The organism is Halobacillus shinanisalinarum, assembly GCF_022919835.1.
Lineage (GTDB): Bacteria > Bacillota > Bacilli > Bacillales > Halobacillaceae > Halobacillus_A > Halobacillus_A shinanisalinarum.
On record NZ_CP095074.1, the window covers coordinates 1,290,939 to 1,308,051 of the forward strand.

Here is a 17,113-nt window from a genome sequence, read left to right on the forward strand (position 1 = left end):
AAGCCAGCCATATCAAAAAAGCTTGATATAACTGGCTTAGATCCACGTTAAACTCCCCACGATAATGAGGACACGAAGATTCACAGTCGTAGTCATTCATTTTGCTAAACGGAATCTCGGGTTCACTGATCATGAAAGAGGTTATCTTTCTAGGAGTGAACATTGTATAACCATTATATAATTATTTTAATTTTCTGTCTAGCTTAAAAATTATAAAATGAAATGATCGACAAAAACATATATAATAAATGTAAAGCCTTTTATTATTAGAAAGACGTCAACTGACGAAGAAAACTTCAAGGGGATATACAATGGCTCACCAGTACAGATACATTTTTTGTAAGCGTATTCAAAGGGGTGACAGGGATTGAAATTAGAACTTCTACAAAAACAAAAGATGGTGATGACACCCGATTTAAACCAAGCAATTACAATGCTTCAATATAGTACGGTTGAAATGGAACAGTTCATACAGGAACAGGCAATGGAAAACCCGCTGATTGAGTTGGAAGAAAATAATCATGAGATCTCGTTCAAGGAAGACGTTCCTATTTCTAAAAGTCAATCTAACTTTTCAAGTCATCATTCCGAAGTAAACCCACTTGACTATCTGAAAAGTGAAGAAAAAGGGATGTGGGAGCATTTATTACAACAAGCACAGTTTCTTGATATTGAAGAAACAGAACGAACTATATTGCGTTATCTAATCCTTAACCTGGATGAAAATGGCTATTTACCATTGAGTACATTAGAGATTTCGCAATTATTAAATGTACCTGAACAAGAAGCCATATCTGCCATCGATCTCCTTCAACAACTCGAGCCAGCAGGTGTTGGAGCCAGAGGTTTAAAGGAATGTCTGCTGCTGCAATTACGAACGTATCACCCAAACGAACGAATGACCGAGCAAGTAATCACCGACTATCTCGAACTGGTCGCTAATAATAAATGGAAGGAAATTGCTTCCTGCTTCAAGATTTCACTTGAAGAGGTGAAATCTATTGTTACACTCATACAAAGCCTTGATCCTAAACCTTGTGCAGATATTTATCACGTACCCGTAAGATATCAGGTTCCAGATATTATCATTGAAAAGGTGAAAGACAAATATACCATTTCACTTAACGACAAATTCACACCAACTATAAATATGAACAAACAATACACATCATACCTTGGGCAAAATAACGAAACATCCCACTACTTGAAAAAACATTATCAAAAATATTTATGGTTAGTAAATAGTATCGAACAACGGCGGGCCACTATTTTAAAAATTACCGAGGTAATGGTCGATAAACAAATTGATTTTTTAAACAACGGTACTGCTTCACTTAAACCGCTTACGTTAAAGGACGTTGCAGAGGAAATAGATGTTCACGAATCAACGGTCAGCCGCGCAACAAAAAATAAAGTCATCCAAACACCTAAGGGGACATTTGAACTTCGAATGTTTTTTTCCTCCAAACTTGGAAAAGACGAGATCGGAACTTCTACGGCTAAAGTAAAAGCATTGCTAAAGCAATTAGTTAAGAATGAGAATAAGAGAAAACCACTTTCAGATCAAAAAATATCAGCATACTTTAGCGATCAAGAAGGGGTTAAGGTGTCACGGAGAACGATCTCTAAGTATAGAGAAGAATTAAATATTCTATCATCATCAAAGCGTAAGGGGTCTAGCTTCTAGCTCCAGTGGAATTCATGATAAAAAGCCCTAGTTTGACTAGGGCTTTTTATAGATAGAAGTAGGAATCTTTTAATGAATCAACCCCAACCGGATCGCCTCAGCTATCCCCTGACCACGATGTTTCACATTCAGCTTTCTCAAAGCAGAGCCAACATAATCCCTTACAGTAAACGGACTAATTCCAAACGAGCCAGCAATCTCTTTTATAGAATAACCAAATGCCAATTCTTGCAGCACCTCTGTTTCACGTTTGCTAAGGATTACTTTCTTCTCGCTTGGTTCATATAAGAGCTGTCCCAAACACTTCCCGTACTGTTCCAGGGAGGTGATCAATTCTTTTGTGAGCGGGCCGGTTCCCGTATATCTGTCCAAAAAAATAGCACCGACGACTGTCGAAGATTGAATGACTGGTACGATAATCAGAGAAGACAAATTAAACCGTTTAACATACTTGTCAGGGAAGGAATTAGCCTCTCTTACATTATTGACAAACGTCGCTTTTTTTGAGTGGACAACCGAATATACTGGTGGTATTCCTCTGACATCTTCACGAATATCACTCATTCCATAGGATCCCGATTCGTCCATTCTAATGATCCCCTCACCGATAAAACTTAACGGTGAATAGGCAAATAACGAGACACGCAAAAATGGAAACAACTCAACAAACCCTTTCACTGCGATGTGAATCTTCTTATCGTGTTGTTCGGCAGGATGAATCTCCTTCACATAATTTCCAATCACTTCAGCGTTCATCGGCTCCCCCTCCCTACATTTTCAGGGATATAAATGGACATAGACTTATATTATCATCAATGTAAGTGTTTACATTTTAACAAAAATAATCAGTAAATTCAAAATTTAACAGAGGAGCTGAAAAATGAGAAAGGAAATTTTGACGACAAGCGCACGTGGGCTCAAAGAGGACTCATTCCCGTTTCGATTGTATCAAAAGGCAAAAAGGTTAGGTGTATGGGATCCAAGGGATATTGATTTCACACAGGACAAAGAAGATTGGAAGGCATTAACTCAACCACAGCAACAGTCCATACTACGGCTCATCTCTCAGTTTCAGGCAGGTGAAGAAGCTGTTACGCTCGATCTTTTACCCGAGATCATGTTAATCGCTAAACAAGGCCGGATCGAAGAAGAAATGTTTTTAACAACGTTTCTATTTGAGGAAGCCAAACATACAGAGTTCTTTCGGATCGTTTTGAACGTAATTGGTGCAGAAGGAGATCTCTCTCACTTCCATAGTGATACGTATAAGCAGATTTTTTATGAAATTTTACCTGAAGCGATGAACCGTCTCCGCACCGATGAATCCCCTGAAGCGCTCGCGGAAGCAGCCGTCGTGTATAACATGTTTGTTGAAGGAGTTTTGGCAGAAACAGGCTACTGGTCCTTTTATAGAATGTTAGATTCATTTGGAAAAATGCCTGGTCTAATGAAGGGGATTGAGTATTTAAAGCGTGATGAATCGAGGCATATTGCTTATGGGACTTTCTTGCTGCAACGCCTTGTCTGCGAACACCCGCATCTGTATGACCATATTACGCAAAAATTGAACGACCTTGCACCACTGTCACTGCAATTAAACCAGGAAGGAGCCGAGCAATCCGCTTACGATGTTCCACTTGAGGAAACGGTCAAGTTCTCTCAAAACCAGTTATCGATCCGTCTTGAAAAAGTCGCTCGTGCAAGAGGAAAAACGATCGAGGAAATCTATAAGCCGAAGGAAAGTGTATAAAGTAAAGTTACAATGATGTCCTGTTCCACGTCCATTCTTCTCTTTAACCGAGCTTGAAGAGCATGGTATGGCGTCTATTAGGAACAGATTCGTAATGATGATTGACCAAATCTAATGAAGCAGGTGATATTATGGTAACATCTTATTTCCAGTTTTCTGTCCGTACCGTTATTCACAACGGAGCCGGCTCACGTACAAAGCTCCCTGAATTAATCAAAGACCTCGGCGGTAAAAGGGTGATATTATTTACGGATAAAGGATTAACAAAGGCAGGGGTGACTGAAAAAATCACCGATTTATTTGAACTGATGCCTGGAGATGTCGAACTTGCAGGGGTTTTTGATGATATTGTCCAGGATGCAAAATCGTCTGTTATTAACCAAGCCGTTCGGTTTTTCAAAGAAAACAATGGGGATGCTTTATTAGCCCTCGGAGGCGGCAGTGTGCTAGATACAGTCAAAGGGGTGAAATGGATGCTGGACAACAAGTTCTCAGACATCCATGAACATCTCTTAGGAAGCGTACTCGAATCCTGGCCCGATGTACAGCCAAGTTTTATTCCACATGTGGCGGTGCCGACAACCGCTGGAACGGGCGCAGAGGTCTCGCCGATTTCTGTTATATTTCATGAAAATGCTAACGTGAAAGTAAGTATCATTCACCCTTTTATTAATGCAGACCTGGCCGTTCTGGACCCGGAATTAACCGTTGGACTGCCTCCAAAGATCACGGCATTCACTGGGTTCGATGCCCTGACCCATGCAATTGAAGCCTATTTTTCTCCTGATGCCAACCCAATGACAGATGCCTATGCATTGCAATCCACCAGAATGATCAAAGAAAACATTGAAACGGCTGTACATGAGGGCGAAAATATTAAGGCACGAGCAAATATGCTGATGGCCAGTTCGATGGCAATCTCTGCGTTCAGCCTTGCTCTTAATGCGATCCCCGTTCACAACCTCGCCCATGCATTAGGTGCTAGATACGGAATCCCTCATGGCCTGGCCAATGCTGTCCTTTTGCCAAATGTCATGGAAAGTCTGCCATCTATATATTTACCAAGAATCAAGGGTTTTGCGGAGGCTTTAAGGATCGAAAATATCTCAGATTCCCCTGAAAAGTGTCTTGAACAAGTGACAACCTATATTCGCGACCTCAGAAGTCAGATTGGGCTAGCGAACACATTTGAGGAAGTGGCCATCGATCATAAGCAGTTAGAAGAGATTGTGACGGCTGTCCAATCAGACCCTTCAGGAGTTTTCTTCCGTATTCCAGAAGAAATTATTGCGAATGTTGTAAATGAAGTAGCGGGATCCGAGATTAAATTATAAGTGAGATAGTCTGTTTTTGGGTAGTGGAGGCACCCAATTCTAGTCTTGAAGCTTTTCTAGCGGTAGTTTTATAAAAGGAACAAATCCAGGTACCTGGATTTGTTCCTTTTTCCAATTAGAGAAAAATCTGCTTGAATTTAGGTAGAATCTTTAACGGTTTGGTAAGAATCCGAATCGATAAGATTTAGGTGAGAATCTCATTCACCTACCACTTCCATGTACTATCAGCTTCAGATTCAGTTACGTTCACCAGTTAACTATCCAATTAAGCAGCGTAGCCACTTTGAGTGCAAGTTGGAATGGACAGTAAATACAAAAAGCCAATCGATGCAGGTCGAGCATCGATTGGCTTTTTTCTTTTTGTAAACTTCCCTATACTATTGTTTAACTTCGATGGATACAATTTCTCCATCTTCAACAGCTGCGACACTTAAACCTGTTATAAATCCTCCATCTTCCCCAATGCCAGAAATCGAATATACTTGTTTATCTTCAGGTATTTGAGCTATTCCTTCTTCGATATGAGCTCGAATCGCTTTTGCATCATCGACAGTGCCAGCTGCTTTCATGGCTTCCATAAAGATATAGGTTGCAATATAATGGAAACCTGCTTCCGACCCCGGATTTTCTCCGTATTTTTCATTATATTTCTTTACGAATTCCGGTGTACCCGGGTAATCTGCATTTACGAGCGGCATGACTCCAATAGCCCCTTCAAATGTTTCATACGTTCCTGTTACATTCTTCATCTCATCAAGCTTGGCTTGGTCCATAATGATAAATCCGCCTTCGAACCCAAGTTTCCTGGCTTGTTCAGCTAATTTTGCTGTTGGTTCAGAAGGACCGCCAATAAATAGAACATCAGGCTCTTCCTTTAATGCATTCGTTACCATCGTGAAGAAATCCGTATCTTTGGAAAAATCAACGGAAGAATTATAAACGACTTCTCCTCCTTGCTCTTTCCAGTAAGGTAGTAACATTTCCGTCCAGTCTTTACCGTACTGGGAGGCAGTTGGGATCGCAGCAATTTTCTTACCAAATCGCTCCATAGAGTAGTTTGTGAAAGGCTCCATGTACCCATCATATCGAGGAGGAATTCTGACAGTTAAGGAGTTTTCGGCCTCTGTGATAGCGGGTTCACTCGAATAAGCTGCAATCAGGAATTCTTCTTTTTCATTGAACACTTGCATGGCTTTTATTCCACCGCTATGTGGTGAAAATATAATTGGTGTTTGGCTTTCTTGCAGTAACCTTTTCGCATTCGCTGCCGTTTCATTAGGTAAATATTTATCATCTAGGGCAACTGGGTTAAGTTTATACGTTTGCCCATCAACCTCAAAACCACCATTTTCGTTAATTTCCTCGGCTGCCATTTTCAAACCATTCAGTGTACGTTCTCCATAGTAAGCCGCTGGACCACTCAATGGACCACTATAGCCGATGTTTACTACCTTTTCCCCTTCTTCCGTAGCAGGAGCCTCTGTTTCCGTTTCTACTTCACCCCCACTAGCCTCTTCATTATCCGGATTTTCAACACATCCTGCCAAAACAAACGCAAAGGCTAATACAATCAATAAGGCTAGTAATCGGAACTGCTTCATTCTAATTCCTCCTCTTAAAGTGGTATTCACATAACCTAACGGACAATGCTAGTAAAGGATCAACTCCCTTCCTGAGTATAAATTAGCTTCAGGCACCGATGTATGCCTTGCGCACTTCATCATTCGTGAACAGTTCATCAGATGTCCCCTGTACAACAATCGAGCCGTTTTCAAAAACATAGCCTCGATTGGCAATCTTTAATGCTGCATTGGCATTTTGCTCGGCTAATAGAATCGTCGTCCCATCTTTATTAATCTGTTGAATCACATTAAACATTTGTTCAACAATTAATGGAGCCAAACCAATCGATGGTTCATCTAACAGCATCAGTTTCGGTTTTGCCATGAGAGCCCTTCCAATCGCCAGCATCTGCTGTTGTCCTCCACTTAAAGATCCAGCAGCATCCTCTCTTTTTTCATGTAAAATCGGAAATAGCTCATAGACATCCTTTATCGACTGTTTGATTTCCTTTTTCTTTTTTCGGTGAACGTATGCCCCCATGATCAAATTTTCATTAACTGTCATTCTCGGGAATAATTCACGGCCTTCCGCACAATGAACAATTCCTGATTTGACAAGACGCTCCGGTGATAGCCCACCTATCGAGTTACCTTCAAAAAGAATTTTCCCTTCACTAGGTTTCTCAAGACCACTGATTGCCTTGAATATCGTACTTTTTCCTGCGCCATTCGAACCTAGCAAAACAACAAATTCACCTTCCCCTACCTCGACATTCACATCTTCTATTGCGGTAAAGCTGCCATATTTAACAGTTAGGTCTGAAAGGTTAAGCACTGGCGTCGCCCCCTAAATAAGCTTCTATAACCGTCTGATTATTCATAATTTCCTCTGGGGTACCCTCTGCAATTTTTTCACCGTAATTTAAAACCATAATGTGGTCTGCCAGTTTCATAATCATTTGCATTTTGTGCTCAATTAAACAAACGGTTATTCCGTTTTCCACCATTTTTCTCATTAATTCAGCAAGGCCTTCTGTTTCATCTGGGTTAATGCCCGCTGCTGGTTCATCTAAAAAAACAATTTCTGGATCAGTTGCCAGAGCAAGCGCGAAGGCAACACGTTTTTTCTCTTCTTGTGTTACATTGGCAGCCATTTTGTCAGCTATACCTGTTAATCCGACAAACTCTAAAACCTCCATCGCTTTTTCCCTACATTTTTGTTCTTCCCTTTTGAATCGTTTCGTCCTTAAAATAGCATCAATCAAATTTGATTTTGTACGTAATCGATGCCCTACAATAACGTTATCGAGTACAGTGGACTTTTCAAATAGATTGGTTGTCTGGAACGTTCGTGCGATACCAAGTTTGGCAATCTTATTAGGAGGAAGTCTTGTGATATCCTTCCCCTTATAAATAACCTGACCAGAGCTTAAAGGGTAGGTTCCACTAACCAAGTTAAAGAATGTTGATTTCCCTGCCCCGTTTGGACCAATAATCGCGTTGACCTTCCCTTTCTCTATGGAAAAATCCACATTGTTTACAGCAACTAGACCACCGAATTTTTTCGTTACATTCTTCGTTTCTAAAAACAAGACTCACCCCTCCTTAATCTTTTGCTCAGACTCTGATTGAGAATCCGTATATTGTCCTTTCGAATGCCTGGCTTTTGAGGATCTTTTCGTCCTCTTATATGACCGTTTAATTCTCCAGTCAAAAAACGCTCCTACAATTCCTCTTGGATAAAAGATGATAAGCAATGTTAAAAGAGGTCCGAAAATGAGCATTCGATAATCCTGTAAAAATTGAAGGGACTGTGATACCCAAACAACAAGGAACGTACCAACGATCGGCCCTGCGAGTGTACCGATTCCTCCCACCAGCAAATACGTAAGAAAGTCAAAGATAATGGTAATGTAGCCGATGTCTGGACCGATAAATCGAATAAAGGAGGCATACAAAGCACCAGCTAAACCTGCGAAAAAGGTAGATAAGACAAAAACGGTTAACTTGTTTTTCATTGTTGATATTCCTATTGTCTGAGCCAGTTCCTCACTATTTCTAATCGCGATGAATGTTCGCCCAGTAAGAGAGTGAACGATTCGATACATAACAAAAACAGTAAGTAAAAGGAAAAATAGAATAAGATAATATTGTGAGAGTGGACTCTGGAAGGATATCGGACCAATATTAGAAGGTGCGGGAATGCCAATTAAACCGCGGACCCCTCCCGTTAAACTATCCCATTTGTCAATGACTAGATAGATAACATATCCAACACATAGTGTATAGATTGCAAAAAAGTGTTCTTTTGTTCTTAGGGCAACTAATCCAATTAAAAGACCAATCGAGCTAGTAATCAAACAAGCTAAAGCCAGCGCAGACCAGTAACCCATACCAGCTTTGACTGTTAACAATCCTAGTGAATAAGCTCCGATCGCAAAGAAACCTGCATGGGCAAGAGATAAATAACCTGTATAACCCGCTAATAAGTTCAGTCCATATACGGCAATCATCCAGATAAACGCTAAGGTTAAAATATGAAGCCAATACTCATTTTGCGTGATAAACGGAAAAACCCCGGCAATGACAATTAAGCCAATGATCATTATTCTTTTCCTTAGAAGTGATGACATTTAGAATCCCTCCCTGGAAAATAACCCTTTTGGCTTGATCGATAGAATAAGGATTAATAACACAAAGGCAATGATATCTTTATAATCACTAGATATATAAGTAGCACCAAGGCTCTCACTAAAGCCGAGGATGTAACCGCCAATAATTGCCCCTGGGATACTCCCCATTCCACCAAGAATGATGATGACAAATGCTTTCAAAATAACAAGGTGTCCCATACCCGGGAAAACGAGATTAATGGGGGCCGAAAGCGAAGCAGCAATAGCGGCTAAACCACCAGAGATCATAAAGGTCAACATGGCCACCTTATTTGTGTTAATTCCTACCAGATGAGCTCCTTGACGATTTTGAGCCATCGCGATAATCGTTGAACCAATGAATGTCTTTTTCAAAAACAGGTACAACACAACCATGACAGCAATCGCCCCAACGTTGATGAGAACTCTCTGCATCGTTACTGTTAAGCCAAAAACATCCACAACTTGCCCATAAGGGGTATCCATACTGCGGTAATCAGCCCCCCAGATTAACTGGGCCAAGGCCTCAAGAAACAATAATATTCCTATTGCAGCGATTTTGTCGTGTATGGGTGGTGCATTTCTCAATTGATGGAAAACAAGTCGATCCATCAATACACCAAGCAACCCAACAACCAGGATGGAAATGGCCATGGCCAGCCAGTAATTAAAATTCCATAAAAGCATGGAGGTTAACGTTATATAAGCCCCCAGCATATACAAAGCTCCATGGGCAAAGTTAGGAATGTGTAAAATCCCATAAACGAGGGTTAAGCCTAAAGCTACAAGGCTGTAAACACTCCCTATCGTTAACCCATTAAAAAGTTGCTGTGTTAAAATATCCATTTTACTCCCCCTTCAGCCGGTTATTTTTAAAAAATGAGGCCAGGATGTCCCCCTTTGACCCCATTTGCTTAAAACAGTTATTCCTTTCTTGCTAGCCACTTTTCGATTACGGCTTATTGGCCCCCTCAACTTTTTCCTTTTCCTCTTCCTGCAGCTTACGCCATAAAATTTTTCCGCTGTTCGTTGTTGGAAATTCCTTTTTAAATTCAACAACTCGTGGATATTTATAAGCAGCCATATGTTGTTTAGACCATTCAATCATTTCCTCTTCCGTTATTTCGCCTTCGAACTCTTCATTCAAAATGACAAAAGCCTTAATGTTCTCCCCTTTGCGTGGATCAGGAATTCCAACTACACAGGCTTGCTTGACAGCCTGATGATCATATAGGTGGGATTCTACTTCCGTAGGCCAGACGTTATACCCCGAAGCGTTGATCATTCGTTTGACACGGTCAACAATGAAGAAATAACCTTCTTCATCCACACGACCTATATCACCCGTTCTGAAGAAAGATTTTCCTTCAATTTCAATAAACGAGCTTTCGTTTTCGTCTTCCCGATTATAGTAACCGACCATAACTTGAGGGCCGTTGACGACAATTTCTCCAATTTCATCTGTTCCCACTTCATCGTTTGTTACCGGATCAATAATACGAGAATCTACATCAAACGAAGGAATTCCTAAGCATTGCATTTTTGGACGCTCTGGTGGATTAAAGTGTGTTTGGGCAATCGTCTCGGACAGACCATAGCCTTCCGCAAACTCCAGTCCTGTTAGTTGATACAGCCTCTCGCCGACAGCTTTCGGGAAGGCAGCTCCTCCGCCAGAAATACCCAAGAGTGAAGTAAGATCCTCCGCTTTCACATCCGGATTGGCAAGGAAATCAATTAACATTGTACTAATGGTCACCCAGTGCGTACATTGTTGTTCCCTTATTAGCTTCCGCGCCGTTTCACGATTCCATCTCGTCATAATCACCATTGTGCTCCCACTAAAAATTGGCATGTGCATACTGTGGACCATGCCGGTTACATGAAACAATGGTAAGGTCATAAGACTCTTCGAATGCGTTGTGGAACGAGACCAGTGATACGCTCCCACTGTATTTGCCTGGACAGTTCGGTTCGTATGCATGCATCCTTTAGGAAGACCGGTCGTCCCGGATGTATAAGGAAGAACGGCAAGGTCATCGGCATTGCTAGTTTGCTCCCCTGGTTTTGCTCCTGTTTGTACAGCATCCTCCCATGAAAAGAAACCGGGATGTTCAAAAGATGCCCGAGGTGCAGCCACTTCTGCCGGTAACATCTCGTCAAATTCGTCACCCTTGTAATCCGAATAAGATGCGATCACAAGGTTCTGAAGGGAGGTGATGTCTATTAAAGGCTGAACTTGTTCAACCAGCTCCTGACCGATCATTCCATTTTCGATTCCACAATCCTTCACGTAAAACTCAAGCTCATTTGTCTTCAGCATTGGATTGATCGGGACCACAACAGCACCCGCTCTTAAAATCGCATAATAGCCGATCACAAACTGAGGAGAGTTTTGCATAAACAACAATACTTTTTCCCCATTTGCAACCCCTAAGTTTTGCTGCAAGTATCCAGCCAATGATGTAACCTCATCCATCAACTGACGATACGTTATGATTTGTCCATAATAATAAATGGCCTCATGATCAGGGTATCTGGCAGCAGAAACAGTTAGATTATCAATAAGAGGAGTTTCAGGGAAAGTTATGGACTTTGATAATTTTGGCCAAAATTCAAAGTGACGGGTTTGCATGAGTATCTCTCCTTTTTTACTTTTTGATAGATGACCGAGCAGCCTATTATTCAATACCTCCCTTATGGATTGATCCTTAAATTGGACGTCTCTCGCCCCATACTTAAAGTTTCCGTCATGCACGAATATTCACAAGTTATTCCCAACTACCGAATCATCCGCGCTCTTTGTAAACGCTGTCATTTTCAGTCTCAAAAAACTCCTATTTTTAATAGGTTTAATATTCTGTAAATTTAAGATGCGCTTTTTTCTATGGCTCTAAGTAACCAGCCATCCACCATCTACTAATAGATCGGTTCCTGTCATATAGGAAGCTTCACTCGAAGCTGCAAATGAAATGACACTTGCGATTTCCTCCGGCTTCCCAACCCGGTTCAACGCTGTATTCCTTTGAATGGCTTCTTCAAATCGCTTGTTCTTTAATCCTTCTTCAGTTAGCGGGGTTTCAGCAAAACCTGGGGATACTGAATTGACTCGTATTCCATATGGAGCAAACTCCACTGCTAATGCTTTTGTAAAGTTGATGACAGCCGCTTTTGAAGAGCTGTAATGGGGAATCTTAGCTCCCGCTTTATGACCTGACAACGAAGCAACATTGACAATGGAACGGTTGGCTTTATTTTCGTTCTGTTCCTCTTTCTCACTGCTCTCTATGATCATCTTGCCAAGTATTTTCGATACGAGAAAGACACTTTTTAAATTCGTGTCCTGAATCCGCTCCCATTCACTTGCTTCCATCTCTAATATGGTAGATTTACCTGAAGCCCCTGCGTTATTCACCAACACATGGAGGTCACCATATTTTTGTTGAATAAACTTCCCAAGCTCCTGAACCTCTTCTTCCTTTGTCACATCGGCTTGAAAAATATCTGCGACGGGTTCAGGAAAAGAGTTATTAATTGTATCTGCCACTCTCTCAAGCTTAGAAGGTGTGCGCCCTACTAACACTACCCTAGCTCCTTGTTCAGCCAATTGAATGGCTGTCTGTTCCCCGATACCACTGCCCGCTCCTGTCACAACCGCTATAGAGTCTATAAATCTATTCAATCCTTCTCCACCACCTTTTCCATTCATAATTCCTGAAAACGAACTTCAACATGTTTTATTTTTAGATACTGTAACCGCTAATTGGCCATAAGTTGTTCTTCTAACACTTGCCTGATAGATAATGGGATAGGTTCACTCTTTTGCTCCTCATAATTGAAGCAAACGATAGCTGCTTCCGCTTCAGCAATCAACACTCCTGTGTCAGCTGCCTTAATGGTATGTTTGAAACGGAAACTCTTCGTGCCTATTTTCGAAACCCACGTGGAAACGGTTAATCTTTGATTAAAGTAGGCTTGACTCAGAAAGTTACATTCCGTCCCAGCTATGATAAACCTTCCTGACGTTTCATTATTCGGTAGAACATTTTCGAAAAATTTCCCACGTGCTTCCTCTAAATATATGAAGTAACTCGTATTGTTTACATGTCCAGCAGCGTCTGTTTCACAAAACCTCACCGTGACATCTATATCATGGCTCATGAATTTCACCTCCGCTCTTTAACAAACCAACTAGTCAGTATGCTGACTTTATCCCTTCTTACGGCATGATCAAATGACTCAATCTTTTTTATTAATCCCATTTAAGATCATCTCAAGATAAATGCTGGCAAGCTCTTCATCCGAAACGTCCCCTTCAGGATTGAACCAATAGTAACTCCAGTTCGTCACCCCAAGAATTCCACGGGTAATCATATCGGAATTCAGATCACTTTGAAACTCCCCTTTGCTTATCCCTTCTTCTATGAGACTTTGCAAATTCCTTCGAAACTGGTCCCTTTTTTCTACATTCTGTTCAAGGTACTCCGGGCCAAGATTTCGCATTTCCCTGAAAAAAATCCTGGCACTTTGTTTCCGATGCTTAATACTGTGAATAATCATGTAAATCGCATCGTGGAGTTTTGTCCTACTATCCTTAGAGTCATCATTTATAATAACTGCTTGGTGTTTCAGCAAATATTCAATAAAGCCGAGATGAATATCACGAAGCAGCTCTTGTTTACTTTTGAAATAATAATAAAACGTGCCCTTAGTTACCTCGAGTTCATCCACAATATCCTGGATCGATGTTTCCGTGAACCCTTTTCTATCAAATAAACCAATACTTTTATCTATAATCTTTTGTCTCATTTAGAATGTTCTCCTCACTTAGATATGTTATAAGAGTATATCATATCTAAACCACTCTACTTTACCCAGATATTATGCACGTTCGATAATGGTTGCAATTCCCTGACCGCCGCCGATACATGCCGTGATAAGAGCATATCTGCCACCTGACCGTTCCAGTTCGTAAATCGCTTTCGTCGTTAGAATGGCTCCCGTGGCTCCAAGCGGGTGTCCATGGGCAATCGCTCCCCCATTAACATTCACCTTATCTAGGTTCATCTCAAGCTCCCTGTTACAGGCAAGAACCTGCCCAGCGAAGGCTTCATTGATTTCGATGATATCCATGTCCTCAAGCGTAAGCCCGGACTTTTGCAAAACCTTCTTTGTCGCAGGAACCGGACCAATCCCCATGATGTTTGGATCCACACCTGCTATTGCTGATTCGCGCACAGTGACTAAAGGAGTAAACCCCAACTCCTCCGCTTTTTCCCTCGACATCAATGTCAAGGCAGAAGCTGCATCATTTAAACCTGAACTATTCCCGGCAGTTACTGACCCACCTTCAAGAAAAGCCGGTCGCAGTTTGGACAGTGCTTCCATCGTTGTTTGCGGCCTTGGATGTTCATCTGTTTTGAATTCAATCGGATCTCTTTTACGAACAGGAACAGTTAAAGATAAAATTTGCTCATCAAACCGACCCTCTTCTATGGCACTTGCCATTCGCTGCTGGCTCTGGTAGGCAAATTCATCTTGTTCCTCTCTACTAATCTTGTATTTTTCTGACAGATTTTCAGCTGTAATCCCCATTGGGGGGTCGCCTATTTCTTGTGGTGACAGCTGAGATTTTCTGAATTTAGGGGGAATGGGGCTATACGCTTTCTCAGGACGATCCATTAAATATGGCGCTCGACTCATACTTTCCGTTCCACCCGCCACATACACATCTCCGTCTCCTGCCCGGATAGCCTGTGCTGCTAGATTTACAGCATTTAACCCTGATCCACATTGACGATCAACGGTCAATCCAGGCAAATTGATAGAGAGCCCTGATTGTAAGGCAGACAATCTAGCAATATTTCCTCCGCCGCTCAAGACATTACCAAAAATCACATCTTCAATCAGCTCTGGTGAAACGCCAGCACGTTTTACCGACTCCTTGATCACTTCTGCCCTAAGACATGGGCTGGTATGGAAGCTAACGTTCCACCCTGTCTGCCAATAGCTGTTCGAACAGCAGATACGATCACTGCATCTCTATTCATCTATTTCCGCTCCCTTATCCTGTTTAATAAGATGATTACATTGCATGAGAACCACCATCTATGACCATAATGTCGCCTGTAATATAATTTGATGCAGGGGAAGCTAGGAAGACCGCCGCACCTTTCAAATCATTTTCCGTACCGAACTTTCTTAGAGGTGTTCCTTTAAGAAAGGCCTCTTCTCCTTTTTCAATTAAAACTTTGGACATTTTAGTAGGGAAAAATCCTGGAGCAATCGCATTTACATAAATACCCCTTGGCCCCATTTGACAGCCAAATCCTTCGTAAAAGTAATGACTGCTCCTTTGCTTGAATTATAGCCAATCGTATCCATATACTCCGGATTGGAACCTTTAAGCCCCGCCACAGATGCAATATTGATGATCTTTCCTGACTCTTGCTCAAGCATGACCTTCCCAACTGCCTGGGACATCAAAAATGTTCCCGTCACATTTACATTGATGACTTTTTGCCATGCTTCTATCGGCATTTCTTCGACAGGAGCTCCCCATGTCGCCCCACTGTTATTCACGAGAATATCTATCCGTCCGAATTGCTCCACGGTCTTATCCACTACATGCTGGATATCATCAGGATTCGTGATATCACATTTTAATGCGAGGGATTTTACACCTAATTTGGTCAATTGTTCACTGACTTCCTGACAGGCCTCTTCTTTCCTTGAACAGACAACAACATTAGCCCCTGACTCAGCAAATCCTTCAGCAATCTGTTTTCCTAACCCTCTGCCTCCACCAGTTACAATCGCGGTTTTCCCCGAAAGGTCAAACAGTTCCTTTATATGCATGGGTTTTCCTCCCTTGATCGTTATTGGTTTTTTCTCAGCTCATATTTTGCAACTGCTCTACGATGCACTTCATCGGGGCCATCGGCTAAACGTAATGTTCGAATGTTCGCCCATTTCGCTGCCAATGAATAATCGTCGCTAACGCCAGCTGCTCCGAAGGCTTGAATCGCTCGATCGATTACTTTCAGTGCCATGTTAGGGGCTACGACTTTAATCATGGCGATTTCTGCCTTCGCCTCCTTATTTCCAACGGTATCCATCATATAGGCGGCTTTTAATGTAAGTAACCGGGCCTGTTCTATATCAATTCTCGATTCCGCAATCCATTCTCCTATCACACCTTGATCCGCAAGCTTTTTCCCGAAAGCTTCCCGTTCATTTACCCGCTTACACATATCCTCCAATGCCCGTTCAGCCGCACCAATTGTTCTCATACAATGATGGATTCTTCCTGGACCGAGCCTTCCTTGAGCAATGGCGAATCCTTTCCCTTCTCCCCATATAAGGTTGGCAGCAGGGACGCGCACATTGTTAAACTCAATTTCAGCGTGACCATGTGGAGCATGATCATAACCAAAGACCGGAAGCGTTCGCTTAATATCGACCCCAGCCGTATCAAGTGGAACCAGGATCATCGATTGCTGCTCGTGCTTAGGCGCATCCGGATCATTTTTGCCCATTACAATCGCTATTTTACAGCGCGGGTCTCCCGCTCCAGATGACCACCATTTCGTCCCATTGATGACATACTCGTCACCATCACGAATAATACTTGTCTTAATGTTCGTTGCATCCGATGAAGCGACGTCAGGCTCCGTCATGGAAAAACAAGACCGGATTTCCCCATTCAATAATGGGGTTAACCACTTTTCCTTCTGCTCCTTGGAACCATACCGCTCAAGAAGCTCCATATTGCCTGTATCAGGTGCCGCACAATTGAAAACTTCCGGAGCAATGCTTGAACGCCCCATAATTTCACATAACGGAGCATATTCCATGTTTGTTAATCCAGCTCCATACTCACTATTAGGTAAAAATAAATTCCATAACCCTTTTTCTTTCGCCTTTTCCTTTAACTCTTCCATGATTGGCGGAACGGAAGCGAAGCGTGCTTCCTTGTTAAGTTGTTCCCCATAGACCGACTCATTAGGATAAATGTATTCCTCCATGAATGCATTCAGTTTCCTCTGCAATTCCTGTACTTTTTCCGTATATTCAAAGTTCATACATTCAGCACCTCCTTATAAATAACCAACCGTTTATGTAGGGTTTAT

Annotated in this window: 14 protein-coding genes and 2 pseudogenes; 3 read left to right on the forward strand and 13 right to left on the reverse strand. The window is 41.8% G+C overall.

What is annotated here, in order from left to right; genetic code table 11:
* The first annotated feature begins 367 nt into the window (after positions 1-367).
* Positions 368-1,687: an RNA polymerase factor sigma-54 gene (gene rpoN, locus MUO14_RS06580; RefSeq protein WP_244754453.1), complete on the forward strand. Its 1,320-nt coding sequence runs from the start codon at positions 368-370 to the stop codon at positions 1,685-1,687.
* Positions 1,688-1,756: 69 nt separating this feature from the next.
* On the opposite strand, the gene MUO14_RS06585 is transcribed toward rpoN, so the two are convergent.
* A complete protein-coding gene (locus MUO14_RS06585; protein ID WP_244754454.1) occupies positions 1,757-2,443 on the reverse strand; it encodes a LuxR C-terminal-related transcriptional regulator in 687 nt (228 codons plus the stop codon).
* Between the two features lie 124 nt (positions 2,444-2,567).
* Between MUO14_RS06585 and MUO14_RS06590 the strand changes: the two genes are divergently transcribed.
* Entirely contained in the window at positions 2,568-3,437 is an 870-nt protein-coding gene (locus MUO14_RS06590; RefSeq protein WP_244754455.1) for a R2-like ligand-binding oxidase, read from the forward strand.
* 131 nt (positions 3,438-3,568) lie between these two features.
* Entirely contained in the window at positions 3,569-4,771 is a 1,203-nt protein-coding gene (locus MUO14_RS06595; protein WP_244754456.1) for an iron-containing alcohol dehydrogenase, read from the forward strand.
* 377 nt (positions 4,772-5,148) lie between these two features.
* Here the strand turns inward: MUO14_RS06595 and MUO14_RS06600 are convergent, their stop codons facing one another.
* From MUO14_RS06600 to MUO14_RS06655, 12 genes and pseudogenes are all read right to left on the reverse strand, one after another.
* Positions 5,149-6,372, reverse strand: a complete 1,224-nt coding sequence (locus MUO14_RS06600; protein WP_244754457.1) for an ABC transporter substrate-binding protein — start codon at positions 6,370-6,372, stop codon at positions 5,149-5,151.
* An 88-nt stretch (positions 6,373-6,460) separates the two neighbouring features.
* Complete coding sequence (locus MUO14_RS06605) at positions 6,461-7,168, reverse strand: ABC transporter ATP-binding protein (RefSeq protein WP_244754458.1); 708 nt, start codon at positions 7,166-7,168, stop codon at positions 6,461-6,463.
* Entirely contained in the window at positions 7,161-7,925 is a 765-nt protein-coding gene (locus MUO14_RS06610; RefSeq protein ID WP_244754459.1) for an ABC transporter ATP-binding protein, read from the reverse strand. Before MUO14_RS06610 ends, MUO14_RS06605 begins: the two co-directional genes overlap by 8 nt.
* Positions 7,926-7,928: 3 nt before the next feature.
* A complete protein-coding gene (locus tag MUO14_RS06615) occupies positions 7,929-8,966 on the reverse strand; it encodes a branched-chain amino acid ABC transporter permease (RefSeq protein ID WP_244754460.1) in 1,038 nt (345 codons plus the stop codon).
* Positions 8,967-9,830, reverse strand: coding sequence for a branched-chain amino acid ABC transporter permease (locus MUO14_RS06620; RefSeq protein WP_244754461.1), 864 nt, complete (start codon positions 9,828-9,830; stop codon positions 8,967-8,969).
* A gap of 106 nt (positions 9,831-9,936) precedes the next feature.
* Positions 9,937-11,616: a long-chain-fatty-acid--CoA ligase gene (locus MUO14_RS06625; protein ID WP_244754462.1), complete on the reverse strand. Its 1,680-nt coding sequence runs from the start codon at positions 11,614-11,616 to the stop codon at positions 9,937-9,939.
* Positions 11,617-11,874: 258 nt separating this feature from the next.
* Positions 11,875-12,663: an SDR family NAD(P)-dependent oxidoreductase gene (locus MUO14_RS06630; protein WP_244754463.1), complete on the reverse strand. Its 789-nt coding sequence runs from the start codon at positions 12,661-12,663 to the stop codon at positions 11,875-11,877.
* Positions 12,664-12,740: 77 nt separating this feature from the next.
* A complete protein-coding gene (locus MUO14_RS06635) occupies positions 12,741-13,142 on the reverse strand; it encodes an acyl-CoA thioesterase (RefSeq protein ID WP_244754464.1) in 402 nt (133 codons plus the stop codon).
* A 78-nt stretch (positions 13,143-13,220) separates the two neighbouring features.
* Positions 13,221-13,790, reverse strand: coding sequence for a TetR/AcrR family transcriptional regulator (locus tag MUO14_RS06640; protein WP_244754465.1), 570 nt, complete (start codon positions 13,788-13,790; stop codon positions 13,221-13,223).
* A 72-nt stretch (positions 13,791-13,862) separates the two neighbouring features.
* Positions 13,863-15,031, reverse strand: a pseudogene (locus tag MUO14_RS06645) (thiolase family protein).
* Between the two features lie 35 nt (positions 15,032-15,066).
* Positions 15,067-15,839, reverse strand: a pseudogene (locus tag MUO14_RS06650) (SDR family oxidoreductase).
* A gap of 20 nt (positions 15,840-15,859) precedes the next feature.
* Positions 15,860-17,065, reverse strand: a complete 1,206-nt coding sequence (locus tag MUO14_RS06655) for an acyl-CoA dehydrogenase family protein (protein ID WP_244754467.1) — start codon at positions 17,063-17,065, stop codon at positions 15,860-15,862.
* Positions 17,066-17,113: the final 48 nt, after the last annotated feature.